Source organism: Burkholderia sp. Bp8963 (assembly GCF_003854275.1).
In the GTDB taxonomy this organism is placed as follows: domain Bacteria; phylum Pseudomonadota; class Gammaproteobacteria; order Burkholderiales; family Burkholderiaceae; genus Burkholderia.
In genome coordinates, this window is the sequence record NZ_QTQP01000018.1 from 77,070 (window position 1) to 91,927 (window position 14,858).

Below are 14,858 nucleotides of genomic sequence, written 5' to 3' on the forward strand. Positions count from 1 at the left end.
TCAACTCCTCACCGAAACAGCGGCGACGGCGGCACGGCGCGCGACGACGAACAGCACGGCGAGCAGTACGATCGGGCCAATCTGCGGCAGCATCGGCGTGTAATTGAGGAATTCGAACAACGGCAGAAGCCACGCGAGCACGAGGATGCCCTGGTCGCCGGGCAGCCAGCCCTCGTCGAAGCCGTACGACACGAGGCAGAAGACCGCGACGCCGAGCCACGCGAGTTCGTAGCCGCGCAGGTACGGCGTCGCGAGCAATGTGGCGACCGCGATGACCGCGCCGCGCAGGCGCACGTCGCGCGTGCTGCGCCAGACGGTCGCGGCCGCGACGGCAGCGAGCAATGCCACCGCGCACTGCACCGCGTATGCGAGCGGCAGCGGCAGGCCGGCGAGCCGCATCGCGGCGAACGGCGTCGGCGAGCCGATCCAGTACTGCACGTTGTGCTCGATCAGCGCCTCGCGCGTGATCGACATGCTGTCGATGAAGCTGGTCAGTGCGGCATGGCCGGCGAGCCACGTACTGGTGGCGACGAGCAGCACGGTGCCGGCGGCCGCGGCCGCGAACGCGCGCCATGCGCGCGCCGCGATCAGCACGACGGGAAACAGCACGGCCAGCTGAGGCTTGATCGCCAGCAGGCTGATGAACAGGCCGGCGACGACGGGGCGGCGCTCGACGTGACGGACTGCGAACGCCGCGATCGCCGCGGTCAGCAGCGCGTTCTGTCCGCACACCGTCGTCACGAACACGCCGGGATAGGCGAGCACGGCGAGCGTGGCGAGGCGCGGCTGCGGAAGGCGCGCGCGCAGCCCGGACAGGCCGGTGACGGCACGCGCATAGCATAGAAAGCTGCCCGCGAAAAAGAGGAAGAATGCGGGCAGAAACGGCACGAAAGCGAGCGGCGCGACGAGCAGCAGCATCGTCGGCGGATAAAGCCACGGGAGGAAGTTCCGGTGGGCGTAGTTGCCGAAGTGTTCGAGTTCGGCGGCGGAAAAGTGGCGGTAGTCGAAGATCGACGCGATCTGTCCATGCAGCGTCATGTCGGACGCGGTCCAGAACACCGCGAAGTCGAGACCCGGCCGCGTCACGTTGTCGATCGTGAAGCCGTGCGTCGCGAGCGCCCATGCGCCGAATATCGCGCCGCACAGGATCAGCATCGCGCAGCTGTACGGCACGATGCGATCGGCGGTGAGCCAGTGAGCGCAATGCCACCTGCGGCCGCGCAGTCCCCGAATTGCTTCGTACATGAATGTTTCCCCGTCCGCCGAAAGAGCCCTGTGGTCTAGGTGGCCCGATCGTGTTGTTGTGTGCCCGCGTGTCGAAGCCAGTCGTCTTTCTGGCTTTCTGGTCCCATCGGGCGATTTCATTGTTGGAAAAAAAAGCCGGCGATGCAAATGGCCGCCTGCCTGGAGTCGCGCGCGCAGCTGCGCGACGGCGGCCAAAACGCCGTTTTCGGGCGCCAGCGGCGCGGTTGGCGGGGGCGCGTGTTGCGGACCTGAAACATTTCGGCGGTTTGGCCGATGCAAACCTGTACCGGCATCGCGCCGTGCGGGCGGCCGTGCCGATTCGGGAAAGTCCCGAGAAAATTTTTTGAGCCTTGTCCGGCGGGGCTTTGCGCCCGTTGTGCACATGCGAACGCCCGCCGCGATGTATCAGAACCGAAACTTTTGCCCGTCCGTACCCGATCCGGTTGCCGGCGTCGGTTTCGAAAGCCCTTGTCCGGTGCGGATTCGTCGCGGGCTGGCCCGCTCTTTGCGATGGGAGATCCGCGGAGGTCGACGGCGTGACGACCAGCCGGTTCAGAGAATCGATCAAACGAGAACCGAAGCTGGCGTCGCCCACGGGGTACAAGGCCTGAGCATGGCGCTACGAGCGCCGCGCCAGGCCGACTGGGAACCCGTCGCCCGATCAGCGGAATGCCGGCGTCGTCCGGCAACCAGAACGAACGGATGCAGGAAGTCGGGGGTAGAAAAAATGAAAGACCACAGCATATCGCGGCTCGCGTGCAGTTGCCGCGTCACCCAGGCATCAAGCCGTGGGGCAACTCATCGATCCGGTCGGCTGATGCCGGCCCGTTCCGACACCGTTCCGGGTGGACGGCGCGTCTGGCGCGTTGCCAGGCTCGTGCATCCGGCCAATGCGTTCCCGTTTGCCAATATCGTCCGCAAAGGCATGTGCGCACGTGCGCACGTGCGCTTGCAGCCGATCTACGCATTCTGATTTTCTTGCAGTGCCAGCAGTAGGTCGCCCGAGCCAATGGTGGCAAAGGGTATTTTTAGTAATCCAAAGGGAGAGTGAATCATGTCGAAGATCGTCCAACAAGCCAAGCAATTTCTGCGTGACGAACAAGGCGTCACCGCCATCGAATACGGCCTGCTCGCAACGCTGATTGCCGTGGCGCTCATCGCCGGCGCGACGCTCCTCGGTTCGGCCCTCAACACCACGTTCAGCAGCCTCGGCACGAAGATCGGCTGAGCGGCGCGACGGGCGATTCCGAAAGGGAATTCGTCCGTCCCGCTGTCTTTTCTGGAGCGAGGGCTCCGATCGTCCGCCGGAGTCGACGCCATCGAGATGGCGTCGACTCCGGCGGACGATCGAAAGACCCGCTTCGTATCGGAGAAGAGCACGGCAGAGCGGACGATTCGAGGCCCACGCACGCATTGTGGTGGCGTTTCAACTCGAGAGGAAAGAACCATGTCGGCATTCGTTTATCAGGTTCAGCAATTCGCGCGCGATGAGGGCGGCGTCACAGCGATCGAATACGGGCTCCTTGCCGTGCTGATCGCGGTCGCACTCATGGCAGGCGCGACGCTTCTTGGCTCGAACCTGGATACGTTGTTCAGCAGCCTCGGTACGATGATGTAACGGGACGGTCGTTGCACGGAAAAGCACCGTGCACACGATGCGCCATCCGGTGTTCCGGGCATCCGCCCGGACACACCTCGGTGGACGAGGCGCTCGTGCGAGGGCCGACAGGTCAAAAAAAAGCGGGGGGCGTCATGAAGTCTTTTGGGGAAGCGGTAGCGAAGTGGATCGACGACGAAAGCGGTGTGACGTCGATCGAGTACGCGCTGATGGGCTCGCTGGTCTCGATCGTCATATTTGCCGGCGCCGGGACCCTCGGCGGTTCGCTCAGCGAGCTGTACGAACGTGTCGCGGCAAGTGCGCTGGCCGCGATGCAGTGAAATCCGATCCGGAGAAACGAGGTTTGCCATGTTGCCAGCCATGCCGTCCCACCCGATTCCGCTGTGCGTCGCGACGCTCGTGATCGTCGCCGCGAGCAGCGACATCACGAGCCGCCGGATTCCGAATCGCCTGGTCGCGATCGGCGTTGCGGGCGCGCTGATCGCGCAATGCGTGCTGCACGGCATCGGCGCGGGCGCGACCGCCTGGCTCGCGGGCGCAGCAACCGGCTTCTTCATGCTGCTGCCGTTCTATCTGCTACGCGGGATGGCGGCCGGCGACGTGAAGCTGATGCTCGCGGTCGGCGCGTGGGTCGGTCCGGCGCTCACGGTCTACATCGCGGTCGCGACCTTCATCGCAGGTGGGGTCGGCGCGCTCGCGATGGTGATCTGGCAGGGCCGCATGCGGCAGCTGTTCGCGAACATGCGCGTCATCGCAATACGTGCCGCGGTGCGCGGACAGGGCGGCGCGTCCGTTGCGCCGGTCGAAGGCGAGTCGGTCGGCGCGTTGCCTTATGGCGTCGCGATCGCGCTGGGCACGCTGAGCATGTTGTTCGCGGCGTCCGCGGCGTCCATCTGACACGGGCCGCACACCGCATACGGAGCGATCATGAACAATGACCAACCCTCATCGCAACACGACGCGCAGATCGCCCATCTGCCCGATCCGGTGCCGTCGCGCGAACAGCACACGAAGCGCCCGCCGCGGTTGCCGCGCGCGCCGCGCACAGTGGCGGACACGGGACTGAGCGAGACCTTTCTCGCCGGGCTGGTGCTGAAGTCCACGCTGATGCACGGGCGCTCGGACTACGCGGACCTGATCGAACGGCACTGCCTGCCGATCTCCGTGCTCGACGACGTGCTCGCGTTCCTCGTGCGCGAACATCTCGTCGAAATCACCCATCGCGGCACGACCGACATCGACGTGTCGTTCCGCCTGACCGATGCGGGCCGCGTGCTCGCGATCGAGGAAAAGGCGCACAGCAATTACGACGGCCCGGCGCCTGTCACGCTCGACGCGTACCTCGACGTGATTGCCGCGCATTCGGTGCGCAAGCTGCACATCGACCGCGCGGCAGTGATGGCCGCGTTCGACGGCATCGTGATCGATCCAGCGATCATCGACGCCGCGGCCGCGTCGCTGAATTCGGGCCGCCCGCTGCTGATCCACGGGCCGGCCGGCAGCGGCAAGACCTTCTTCGCGGAGCGGCTCGGCTCGCTGATGGGCGGCGAGGTGCCGATTCCGTATGCGATCTGCGTGGCCGGCGACATCATCCAGATCTACGACCCGCTCGTGCACGCCGACGTGAAGACGCAGCCGGAAGGGCAGGCGGTCGATCGCCGCTGGCGCCTGTGCGAGCGTCCGATCGTGATGTCGGGTGGCGAGCTGACGCTCGACGAGCTCGAGCTGCGGCGCGACGCGGGCGCAGGCTACTACCAGGCGCCGCCGCACATGAAGGCCAACATGGGGATGTATATCGTCGACGACCTCGGCCGGCAGCGCGTCGAGCCGCGCGACCTGCTGAACCGCTGGCTGCGGCCGCTCGATCGCGGCATCGACCTGCTGACGCTCGGCACCGGCAACCGCTTCGTCGTGCCGTTCGACGTGTGGCCCGTGTTCTCGAGCAACATCGCGCCATCGCAGTTCGGCGACGACGCGTTCCTGCGCCGGCTCGGCTCGAAGCTCTACGTCGGCCCGATGGCGATCGAGGATTACCACGCCGTGTTCGACGCGATGTGCAAGTCGCTCGGGCTCGTGCCGGCCTCCGACGCGTTCGATTACCTCGCGCACCGGCTGCACCTGCCGACCGGCAAGGCGTTCCTTGCCTGTTTCCCGGGCGACCTGCTGCGCCTCGTTGCGGCATCGGCGCGCTATCGCGGCGACCCCGCCGAAGTCACGCATGACGGATTGCACGAAGCGTGGACCGCGTATTTCGGCTCCGCGCCGGAACGTGAGAGCCCGCATCCGCCGTCGGCCGATCGCCTCGGCCGCACGCTGGCCTCCGGTTGAGCTGTTTCATTCACGATCTGACGAGGAGTACTGCCATGAAAAACACTCGCGCAATCACGATGCTGATCATCGCCATGGTGGCGGGTCTCGCTGCCGTCGCGTTCGCATCGCGCTGGCTCGTGAGGACGTCGTCCAGCGCGGTCACGCAGGTCGCGGTCGCGACCACCGACCTGAATCTGGGCGAACCGCTCGGGCCGAACCAGATTCGCACCGTGAGCTGGCCGACGGGCAGCGTGCCGCCCGGCGCGTACGCCGACACCAAGGAACTCGAAGGGCGGGTCGTGCGCACGAGCCTGTCGCGCGGCGAGCCGGTGCTCGAATCGAAGCTGGCGCCGATCGGCACGAAGGGCGGCTTGTCCGCCGTGATCGGCCCCGGCAACCGTGCGATTACGGTGCGCGTGAACGACGTGATCGGCGTCGCAGGGTTCGCGCTGCCGGGCAACTACGTCGACGTGATCGTCAACACGCAGGAGCCGGGCAAGCCCGACAACCAGCAGAGCATCTCGAAGATCGTGCTCGAGCACATCCTCGTGCTGGCCGTCGCGCAGCAGGTCAGCCGCGACGATACCGCACCGAAGGTCGTCAACGCGGTGACGCTCGAAGTGGCGCCCGAGCAGGCGGAGAAGCTCGACCTGGCACGCAGCGTCGGCACGCTGTCGCTCGTGCTGCGCAACCAGATCGACAAGCAGACGATGAACACCGACGGTGCGACCAAGGTGACCTTGCTCGGCACGCCGCCGGCACCGGCCGCCGCGCCTGCGCCGGCTCGCGTTCATGTGCGGACCGTGCGGGTGCGTGTGGCGTCCCACGCGGCGCCGGCGGCGGCACGCGACTGCGTCGGCGTGCTGACGGGCGTCCGCGGCAGCGTCGAATGCTTCTGAATTCATCGAAAAAACACGTAGTTTCCAGGCCGTACGCAACCCGCTGCGACCTTTGACAGTCAAGCCCGGCGTTTCGCCGGGCCCTCGGGGGATCAGACGAAATGAAGATCAAACCGCAAAGTTCTGGAGCCGGGCCGGCGCGTACGCACGCCCTGCGCGGCACGGTGGTCGCGGCGATGCTGTGCGCCGGGTGGTTCAACGTGTATAGCGCACTCGCGCAGGAAGGCGCGGAGGGCGGTGCGCTCGTGAAGGGCGGCACCGCGACGGCGCCGGCCGCAATGGGCAAGGGGCCGATGCAGATGACGATCAGCATGATGCCGGTGCCGGCCGCGGGGGCGGCAGGCGCGGCGGCGGCCGCAGGGCCGCTGCGTGGTCCGAACTGCGTCGGCGCCGTGCGCGAATCGACGTCCGTCAGCGTGCCGCTCGGCAAGTCGCTGCTCGTGCCGATGCCCGAGCCGGTGCGCAACCGCACGATCGGCAATCCGGCCGTCGCGCAGGCGACGATGGTGTCGCCGCAGACGCTCTACATCCTCGGGCTGTCGGTCGGCACGACCAACATGATCGTGCAGGGCAAGAGCGGCGCATGCCGGATCATCGACGTGGCCGTCGGCGCCGACGCCGGCGGTATCCAGGCTTCGCTCGCGCAGCTGATGCCGAACGAGCGCGACATCCACGTGACGACCGCGGCCGACACGATCGTGCTCGCCGGCTCCGTGTCGAACGCGCAGGCGTCGCAGCAGGCGACGGCGATCGCGAAGGCGTACGCGAATGCCGCCAGCAGCGGTGGCAATGGCGGTGGCAGCAATGGCGACAGCGGCGGTGGCGGTGGCGGCGGAAAGACCGGCACGGTGCTGAACATGCTGAGCGTCACCCAGCCGCAGCAGGTGATGCTCGAGGTGAAGGTGGCCGAAGTGTCGAAGACGCTGATCAACCAGCTCGGTTCGGCCTTCAACCTGCAGGGCGGCTTCGGTTCGTGGAGCGGCGCGCTCGTGAGCAACCTGCTCGCCGGCGTCGCGAGCGGCATCGTGGCGAACAAGGCGAACAACCGGCCGTTCAGCGTGGCGGTCGACGCGCAGAACACCGACAACCTCGTCAAGATCCTCGCGGAGCCGAACCTCGTGACGATCAGCGGCCAGGAAGCGACGTTCCTCGCGGGCGGCAGGATCTTCATCCCGGTCCCGCAGAGCAACACGGGCGGCGGCACGACGATCACGCTGCAGGAAGAGGAGTTCGGCGTCGCGCTGAAATTCATGCCGACGGTGCTGTCGAACGGCCGCATCAGCCTGCGCGTCGCGCCGGAAGTGTCGGAGCTGTCGCAGACGGGCGTGACGCTCACTGCGACCAACGTCGCCGGCGCGTCGATCCTGCCGCTGATCACGACGCGGCGCGCGTCGACGACGGTGCAGATGGCCGACGGCGAATCGTTCGCGATCGGCGGGCTGATCAAGGACAACGTGTCGGGTTCGCTGAAGGCAGTGCCGGGCATCGGCGAAATCCCGGTGCTGGGCGCGCTGGCCCGCAGCACGTCGTTCCAGCAGGACCGCACCGAGCTGATCTTCATCATCACGCCGCATCTGGTGAAGCCGCTGCAGACGGCCGACCTGCCGCTTGCGACCGACAGCTTCACGAAGGCGAACGAGGCTGACGTGTTTGCGACGGGCGACATGGAAGGTCGCGGCGGCCTGCGCAAGCATGGCCGGGCTCCGGCGCCGGCGAGCGATGCCGCACCGTCGCCGCAGTCGCAGGCACCTGCTCCGGCGCCGGCACCGGCACCGGCTCCGCGGCAGGATGAGCCGAGCGGCCCGACGGCCGCGCTGCCGGCGCCGCGCGCCGCGCAGCCGGCCGATGCGATGGCGCAGCCGAGCGCGTCGCCGATGCCGGTCTCGACGCAGAACGTGCCGGCCGAGCCTCTCGCCGCGGCGTCCGCGAAAGCGACCACGGTCGCGTCCGCAGCCCCCGTGCCTGTGGCGGAGGCGGCACCTGCAGCCGCCATGCCCGCGGCAGAGGCGGCGCCTGCAGCCGCCATGCCAGCAGTAGAGGCAGCGCCCGCAGCCGCCATGCCAGCGGCGGAGGCGACGCCTGCAGCCGCCATGCCCGCGGCGGAGGTAGCGCCCGCAGCCGCCGTGCCTGCGGCAGAGGCAGCGCCTGCAGCCGCCATGCCCGCGGCGGAGGCAGCGCCTGCAGCCGCCATGCCCGCGGCGGAGGCGGCACCCGCAGCCGCCGTGCCCGCGACGGAGGCGACGCCCGCGGCACCCGTGCCCGCGGTGGAGGAAGCACCTGTCGCCACGCCGACGGAGGAGTCCGCGCCGCAGGCAGCCCAGCCGGCGGATGCCGCGACGGCAGCCCGTATCGCCCGCATCGAAGCGGTTGCCGCGCGCATCGCGGCAACCGGGCAGTCAGCCTCGCGGGGCGCGACCAGGCACCAGGTGCAGCAGGTCGCCCATGCGAACGCGACGTCGTCGTCCACCGATCATTAAGTCATCCAAGGGGAAGCTCATGAAATCCGCCTACCTCGTTTTCGCACGGCGCGCGGCGCTCGCCGTGCCGCTCGTCGCCGCACTCGCCGGCTGCATGTCGTCGACGCCGGTGTGGGACACCCGCTTCGGCGAATCGGTCCGCACCGTGATGCAAGCGCAGATCATCGACCCGCACGCCGCCGAACATACGCAGTCCGCGGCCGGCATGTCGGGCGCGGCGGCCTCGTCCGCGCTGGACAACTACGACAGGTCGTTCCAGGCGCCGGCGCCGAAGGCCAATGCGTTCGTCATCGGTATCAGCAAGGGCGGCGCCCAATAACGACAGGTTGCTCAGGGAGATTGCCATGTCCAGCGTCTTTAAACCCCCGCAGGCCTTCCGCAACATCCATCGTCAGCGCGGCGTCGTCGCGGTGATCGTCGCGGTCACGCTGGCGGTACTGATCGGATGCGTCGGCCTTGCGCTGGACCTCGGCAAGTTGTACGTCGCGCGGAGCGAACTACAGAACAGTGCCGACGCATGCGCGTTGGCCGCCGCGCGCGATCTGACAGGGGCGATTTCGGACCTGTCGATCTCGGAGGCGGCCGGCATCACTGCCGGCCACCTGAATTACGCGATGTTTCAAGGCTCGCCGGTGCAATACCAGACGGATTCGAACGTCACCTACAGCGATTCGCTGACCAATCCGTTCATGCCGAAGAGCTCGGTCACGTCGCCGACCACTATCAAGTACGTCAAGTGCACGACGTCGCTGACCAATATCCCGAACTGGTTCATGCAGGTGCTGAACGTGCTGCCGGGGATGAACGTCGCGAACGCGTCGGTGGGGGCGACCGCGGTGGCGACCGTCGGCGCCGCGCAGACGGTGTGCGCAATTCCGGTGTTCATCTGCCAGCAGAGCCCCGGCTACACGCCCGGGAACTGGATTACGGCACTCGGTGGCGCTACGTCATGGAGTGGCGGAAATTTCGGCTGGGCGGCCCTCGATGGTTCGAACAGCAATTCGGAGATTACCAACGAGCTCACGGGCAACTACTGCAATTTGCCGTCGGGCAGCTCGCAGATCGGTTCGCCCGGGAACATGTCCGCGAGCGCCGACGCGTGGAACACGCGCTTCGGAATCTATGGGCACGGCTTCAAGGCGCCGACGGCCGGCACGCCGAACAACACGCCGGATTTCACCGGCTATACGTACAACGCGGCAACGGGTTTTTCGCAGACGTCGAACATCGACAGCGCCCCCGACGCCTATGCGCATTTCGTGAGCGACCGGCAGCATTACCAGGTGTACCAGGGTGATACCACGACCGGCATCAATACCGGCGGGACGGGGCTCACCTCGAGCAGCTACCAGAGCTACGGCGCCGACCGCCGGATTGCACTCGCCCCGGAAGTGGATTGCTCTGCGCTGGCCGTGAACGGCACGCACAAGACCAACGTGCTGAAGTGGGACTGCGTGCTGATGCTGGATCCGGTGCAGGCGAACAGCGGCGGCGGCAGCGGCAGCATCTCCGCGCACGTCGAATACCTCGGATCGTCGAGCACGCCAGGCAACCCGTGCGCGACCGAAGGCGTGCCGGGCGACGGCAGTTCGGTGGGCCCGAAAGTGTCGGTGCTCATCCAGTGACCAGGAGACGATCATGAAACAACATCCGGGCAGGCGCTCGAAGACACGCGGTGTCGCGGCAGTCGAGTTCGCGCTTGTGCTGATCCCGATGATCCTGCTCGTGACCGGCGTCGCCGAATTCGGCCGCGCGATCTACCAGTACGAGGCGCTGACCAAGGCGACGCGCGACGCGGCCCGCTACCTGTCGACGTTCAAGCCGAGCGACCCCGCGTATCCGGTGGCGGCCGCGCAGTGCCTCGTCGTCTACGGCAGCACGACCTGCGGCGCGTCGGGCACCGAGCTCGAGCCGGGCCTCACGACGGCGATGGTCGTCGTCTGCGATGCGTCGCATACGACCGGCTGCACCGGTACCAACGATCCCGCGCAATTCGCGAACGTGCAGACCTACGACAGCAACAACGGGTCGGCGAGCGGCACGCCGGCGGGCAGTATGAACCTGGTCGAAGTGAAGATCACCGGCTACCAGTATCAGCCGATTCCCGCGTACCCCGGGCTGCAGCAACTGATCTTCAGCGACATCATCACCGTGATGAGGCAAGTGTCATGAAACCGTGCGCCCTGTCCAAGCCGCGTCGCCGCCGCCAGCTCGGCGCGACCGCCGTCGAGTTCGCGCTGATCGCCGCCGTGTTCAGCACGCTGCTGATCGGCATCTGCGAATTCGGCCGTCTGCTGTTCTACTGGAATACCGCGAGCGAGGCGCTGCGCCTCGGCGCGCGCACCGCAACCGTCTGCGACGCGGACGCGTCGGTCATCAAGAAGCGCATCACGGAACTGCTGCCGATCCTGTCGAACGCGAACGTGTCGCTCACCTACCTGCCGACGGGTTGCGATGCCGATGCAGCGACCGCACGCAGCACCTGCACGTTCGTGACCGTCAAGGTCTCGAACGTCACCGTTTCGACGCTGATCCCCTTCGTGAACGTGACGGCGACGATGCCGCCGTTCACGACGACGCTGCCGCGCGAAAGCATGGCGACGTCGACGGGCGGATCGGTTTGCCAATGACAGAACAGGCGAGGCGAACAACATGATCAACATCCTCGTGGCGTCCGACGATACGGGGCGACTGACGCAAATTGCCCGGCTCGTAGCCGAATGCGGCAATTATCGCGTCACGCGTGCGGCCGGCCGGCCGACGCAGATCGAACACCGCACCGACGGGCTCGATGCATTCGACGTGCTGATGATCGACGGCGCGTCGATCGATGCGGCCGAGCTGTCCGCGATCGAGCGGATTTGCCGGCTGCACCAGGGCCTGAACTGCATGCTGATCACCGCGGACGCGTCGCCGCATACGCTGCTCGACGCGATGCGCGCGGGCGTGCGCGACGTGCTCGCGTGGCCGCTCGAGACGCCCGCGCTGACCGATGCGCTGCAGCGTGCGGCCGCGCAGTGCAGCCGCCGCGACACCGACGACACGCGCATCGTGTCGTTCCTGTCGTGCAAGGGCGGCGCAGGCACCAGCTTCATTGCCGGCAACGTCGCGTACGAGATCGCCGAGGTGTACAAGCGCCGCGTGCTGCTGGTCGACCTGAACCAGCAGTTCGGCGATGCGGCGTTTCTCGTGACCGACGATACGCCGCCGTCCTCGCTGCCGCAGCTGTGCGCGCAGCTGGAGCGGCTCGACGGCGCGTTTCTCGACGCGAGCGTCGCGCGCGTGACGGAGACGTTCCACGTGCTCGCCGGCGCGGGCGACCCCGTGAAGGCCGCCGAGATGCGCGAGGACGCGCTCGAGTGGATTCTCGGCGTCGCGGCGCCGCGCTACGACTTCGTGATCTTCGATCTCGGCCTGAGCCTCAACCAGCTGTCGATGGTCGCGCTCGATCGCAGCGACCAGATCGAACTGGTGCTGCAGCCGGCGATGCCGCATGTGCGCGCGGGCCGCCGGCTGCAGGAAATCCTGATGTCGCTCGGCTATCCGCTCGACCGGCTGCGCCTCGTGCTGAACCGCCAGGCGCGTTCGAGCGAACGCACCCGTGCGGCGCTCGAGGAAGTGCTCGGAATGCGCGCCGTGTGCGTGATTCCGGACGATGTCGATGTCGTGCTCGAATCGGTCAACCAGGGCCATCCGGTGTCCCGCCTGGCGCGCAACAGCGCCGTGGCGCGCGCGCTACAGGCTTGTGCGAAGCAGCTCGTCGAAGGCGACCAGCGCGCGACGCACGGTGCGACACGCAACGAGCCGCTGATTGCGCGGCTGTTCGGACGCGGCGGCGCACCGAAGCTCAAGTCAATGTGAAATCTTACGGGGAGTCCATCATGTCATTGCGCGAACAGATGTCGTTGCAACGGTCGCCGGCCTTCATGGCGCGTGCCGATCACGGCAACGGGGCCGGATCGATGGTGCGCGAAGCGTATCAGAAGCTGCGCCGCGAGATCCATGCCGCGGTGCTCGAGCGGGTCGAGCTCGAGCGTCTGTCGCGCCTGCCGCTCGAGCAGGTCCGCCAGGAAATCACCGCGCTGATCTCGCGCATTCTCGACGAGGAAAAGCTGCCCGCGAACGACATCGAGCGCCGGCAGCTCGCGATCGACGTGTACGACGAGATGTTCGGGTTCGGCCCGCTCGAAACGCTGCTGCGCGACCCGAGCGTGTCGGACATTCTCGTCAACACGTACAAGCAGGTGTACGTCGAACGCCATGGCCAGCTCGAGCTGACCGACGTCACGTTCTACGACGACGCGCACCTGATGAAGGTGATCGAGAAGATCGTGTCGCGCGTCGGCCGCCGCATCGACGAGGCGAGCCCGATGGTCGACGCGCGCCTGCCGGACGGCTCGCGCGTGAACGCGATCATCCCGCCGTCGGCGATCGACGGCCCGCTGATGTCGATCCGGCGTTTCGCGGTGAACCCGCTGAAGATGGACGACCTCGTGCGCTACCAGAGCCTCACGCCGCCGATGGCGGAACTGCTCGACGCGCTGTCGCGCGCGAAGGTGAACGTGCTGGTGTCGGGCGGCACCGGCAGCGGCAAGACGACGCTGCTCAATATCCTGTCCGGCTTCATCCCGCCCAACGAGCGGATCGTCACGATCGAGGACGCGGCCGAACTGCAGCTGCAGCAGCCGCACGTGCTGCGCCTCGAAACCCGCCCGCCGAACATCGAGGGCAAGGGCGAGATCACGCAGCGCACGCTGGTGCGCAACGCGCTGCGGATGCGGCCCGATCGCATCATCCTCGGCGAAGTGCGCGGCGCCGAGGCGCTCGACATGCTGAACGCGATGAACACCGGCCACGAAGGCTCGCTCGCGACGATCCACGCGAACACGCCGCGCGATGCGCTCACGCGCCTCGAGAACATGATCAGCGTCGCGGGCCTGACGCTGCCGCCGAAGACGATGCGCCAGCAGATCGCATCGGCGATCTCGGTTGTCGTGCAGGCCGCGCGCCTGACCGACGGCAAGCGCAAGATCGTCAGCATCTCGGAGCTGACCGGGATGGAAGGCGACATCATCAACATGCAGGAGATCTTCACGTTCAAGCGCACGGGCATGGACCAGGACGGCACGGTGCGCGGGCATTTCTGCGCGACGGGCGTGCGCCCGAAATTCGCCGAGCGGCTGCAGGCGTTCGGTATCAACCTGCCCGATGCGCTGTACGACCCGGCGCGCCGCTACGAGGCGAACTGACCGCGCGGCCGGCGCGAGCCGGCCGCCGTCCGATGTCGAGGAATGGCCATGGACCCGATTTTCTATGCATTCGTGATTCTCCTGTTCGTCGCGGTGGTGCTCGCGTTCGAGGGGCTCTATCACTGGTGGAACGCGCGGCACGGCGCCGCCGCGCAGCGCATCGAGTCGCGCATCCGCGCGATGTCGGCGGGCGGGCAGGTGCAGCAGGAGCGGCTGTCGATCCTCAAGGACCGGATGCTCAACGAAGCGAAGCCGCTCGACCGGCTGCTGATGAGCATGCCGCGCGTGCAGTCGCTCGATCTGCTGCTGCAGCAGTCCGGCATGAGCTGGTCGGTGGCGAAGCTGATCGGCATGTCGCTCGCGCTGCCGCCGCTTGCGCTGCTCGTGCTGATGTTCACGCCGCTGCCGTTCCTGGTGATCGTGCCGATCGCGCTGTCGCTTGCGGTGCTGCCGACGCTGCGCGTGATGCGTTGCCGTAACCGCCGGATGCGCAAGCTCGAACGGCAACTGCCGGAAGTTTGCGACATGATCGCGCGCGCGCTTCGGGCCGGGCATGCGTTCACGAGCGCGATCGGCATGATCAGCGACGAGTTCAGCGAGCCGATGGGCAGCGAATTTCGCATCACGTTCGACGAGATCAACTACGGCGTGTCGCTGCACGATGCGCTGATGAACCTCGCGACGCGCGTGCCGATCCGCGACCTGCGCTACTTCGTGATCGCGGTGCTGATCCAGCGCGAGACGGGCGGCAATCTCGCGGAACTGCTCGACGGCATCGGCATGCTGATCCGCGAGCGCTTCAAGCTCTTCGACAAGATTCGCGTGCTGTCGGCCGAAGGACGGATGTCGGCGTGGGTGCTCGGTCTGCTGCCGTTCGTCGCCGGCTCGTTGATGATGGCGCTCAACCGCACGTTCCTCTCGGTGCTCTGGGAGGATCCGGCCGGGCTGAAGGTCGTCGGCATGATGCTGCTGCTGATGGTCTGCGGCGTGGTCTGGATGCGCCGCATCATCCGGATTCGTGTCTGAGCGCCGCACCGCCGGATGCCTGACGAACCGATCG

The 14,858-nt window shown here is 67.2% G+C and carries 16 protein-coding genes; 15 read left to right on the forward strand and 1 reads right to left on the reverse strand.

Annotation, left to right across the window (positions count from 1 at the left end; all coding sequences use genetic code 11):
• Positions 1-1,245, reverse strand: coding sequence for a glycosyltransferase family 87 protein (locus DID96_RS17250; protein ID WP_124600492.1), 1,245 nt, complete (start codon positions 1,243-1,245; stop codon positions 1-3).
• Between the two features lie 68 nt (positions 1,246-1,313).
• Between DID96_RS17250 and DID96_RS17255 the strand changes: the two genes are divergently transcribed.
• The 15 genes from DID96_RS17255 to DID96_RS17325 all read left to right on the forward strand — a co-directional run bounded on the left by DID96_RS17255 (position 1,314) and on the right by DID96_RS17325 (position 14,824).
• Positions 1,314-1,592 carry a hypothetical protein gene (locus DID96_RS17255; RefSeq protein ID WP_124600493.1) on the forward strand — a complete coding sequence of 93 codons (279 nt, stop codon included), beginning with the start codon at positions 1,314-1,316 and terminating at the stop codon, positions 1,590-1,592.
• A gap of 707 nt (positions 1,593-2,299) precedes the next feature.
• Complete coding sequence (locus DID96_RS17260; protein ID WP_124600494.1) at positions 2,300-2,473, forward strand: Flp family type IVb pilin; 174 nt, start codon at positions 2,300-2,302, stop codon at positions 2,471-2,473.
• Positions 2,474-2,692: 219 nt separating this feature from the next.
• Positions 2,693-2,863: a Flp family type IVb pilin gene (locus DID96_RS17265; protein ID WP_124600495.1), complete on the forward strand. Its 171-nt coding sequence runs from the start codon at positions 2,693-2,695 to the stop codon at positions 2,861-2,863.
• Positions 2,864-2,943: 80 nt separating this feature from the next.
• The gene (locus tag DID96_RS17270; protein WP_260463924.1) at positions 2,944-3,183 is read left to right on the forward strand and encodes a Flp family type IVb pilin; all 240 of its coding nucleotides are present in this window, start codon (positions 2,944-2,946) and stop codon (positions 3,181-3,183) included.
• 28 nt (positions 3,184-3,211) lie between these two features.
• A complete protein-coding gene (locus DID96_RS17275; protein WP_124600496.1) occupies positions 3,212-3,760 on the forward strand; it encodes a prepilin peptidase in 549 nt (182 codons plus the stop codon).
• Positions 3,761-3,790: 30 nt separating this feature from the next.
• Positions 3,791-5,191: an ATP-binding protein gene (locus tag DID96_RS17280; protein WP_124600497.1), complete on the forward strand. Its 1,401-nt coding sequence runs from the start codon at positions 3,791-3,793 to the stop codon at positions 5,189-5,191.
• 35 nt (positions 5,192-5,226) lie between these two features.
• Positions 5,227-6,072 carry a Flp pilus assembly protein CpaB gene (cpaB, locus tag DID96_RS17285; RefSeq protein WP_124600498.1) on the forward strand — a complete coding sequence of 282 codons (846 nt, stop codon included), beginning with the start codon at positions 5,227-5,229 and terminating at the stop codon, positions 6,070-6,072.
• Positions 6,073-6,173: 101 nt separating this feature from the next.
• Positions 6,174-8,549, forward strand: a complete 2,376-nt coding sequence (locus DID96_RS17290; protein WP_260463925.1) for a type II and III secretion system protein family protein — start codon at positions 6,174-6,176, stop codon at positions 8,547-8,549.
• Between the two features lie 19 nt (positions 8,550-8,568).
• Positions 8,569-8,868, forward strand: coding sequence for a hypothetical protein (locus DID96_RS17295; RefSeq protein ID WP_124600499.1), 300 nt, complete (start codon positions 8,569-8,571; stop codon positions 8,866-8,868).
• A 25-nt stretch (positions 8,869-8,893) separates the two neighbouring features.
• Positions 8,894-10,174, forward strand: coding sequence for a pilus assembly protein TadG-related protein (locus tag DID96_RS17300; protein WP_124600500.1), 1,281 nt, complete (start codon positions 8,894-8,896; stop codon positions 10,172-10,174).
• A gap of 13 nt (positions 10,175-10,187) precedes the next feature.
• Positions 10,188-10,721: a TadE/TadG family type IV pilus assembly protein gene (locus tag DID96_RS17305; protein ID WP_124600501.1), complete on the forward strand. Its 534-nt coding sequence runs from the start codon at positions 10,188-10,190 to the stop codon at positions 10,719-10,721.
• Positions 10,718-11,179 (forward strand): TadE/TadG family type IV pilus assembly protein, encoded by a 462-nt coding sequence (locus tag DID96_RS17310; RefSeq protein ID WP_124600502.1) that lies wholly within the window; start codon positions 10,718-10,720, stop codon positions 11,177-11,179. The genes DID96_RS17305 and DID96_RS17310 overlap by 4 nt, the downstream gene beginning before the upstream one ends.
• Before the next feature lie 22 nt (positions 11,180-11,201).
• Positions 11,202-12,410 carry an AAA family ATPase gene (locus DID96_RS17315; protein WP_124600503.1) on the forward strand — a complete coding sequence of 403 codons (1,209 nt, stop codon included), beginning with the start codon at positions 11,202-11,204 and terminating at the stop codon, positions 12,408-12,410.
• Between the two features lie 20 nt (positions 12,411-12,430).
• Entirely contained in the window at positions 12,431-13,798 is a 1,368-nt protein-coding gene (locus tag DID96_RS17320; RefSeq protein ID WP_124600504.1) for a CpaF family protein, read from the forward strand.
• Between the two features lie 48 nt (positions 13,799-13,846).
• Entirely contained in the window at positions 13,847-14,824 is a 978-nt protein-coding gene (locus DID96_RS17325) for a type II secretion system F family protein (protein WP_124600505.1), read from the forward strand.
• The last annotated feature ends 34 nt before the right edge of the window (positions 14,825-14,858 follow it).